Raw genomic sequence first — 418 nt, 5'->3', positions numbered from 1 at the left:
GTAAGTTGTATATAAGCTAGCGATATAATAATCAACTATCGTAATCAAGAGAATCGTATCCCCTGGCTAGGATCCCATTGTCCCGGTTGCGCCTGTCCCCTTACCCCCGATGCAGGTCCCCCTCCAAACCGTATCCCCATCTGCGGCGTCCACATACCCGGCGTCGGAACAGATGGAGGTGCAACTGGAGCTCGTGTAGGTTGTGGTGCTTGCAGCGGCTCTCCCGTAGCAGAGGGTCGTGGTTGGACCTGCGGTTGTGGTGGGGATTGGGGTTGCTGTTGCGGCTGTTGCTGCGGTTGAGGCTGGGCTTGAGCAGAAGCAGGAGGGGCTTGTGCCTGGCTATAAGCAGACGGGTGGTTTGCTGGTTGCTGTCGGAAATGCGGCTGAGAAATGTTCAGCGATGCCATTGCTGCAACAC

The 418-nt window shown here is 56.5% G+C and carries 1 protein-coding gene; it reads left to right on the top strand.

The features are described 5' to 3' along the window. Nucleotides 1–238: 238 nt before the first annotated feature. On the top strand, nt 239–418 hold a 180-nt coding region (locus JS756_RS36230), incomplete at its 3' end, for a hypothetical protein (RefSeq protein WP_205387509.1).

The sequence above is a fragment of the Streptomyces actuosus genome, from assembly GCF_016921115.1.
Classification (GTDB): domain Bacteria; phylum Actinomycetota; class Actinomycetes; order Streptomycetales; family Streptomycetaceae; genus Streptomyces; species Streptomyces actuosus_A.
This window is presented reverse-complemented; position numbering and strand designations above follow the sequence as displayed.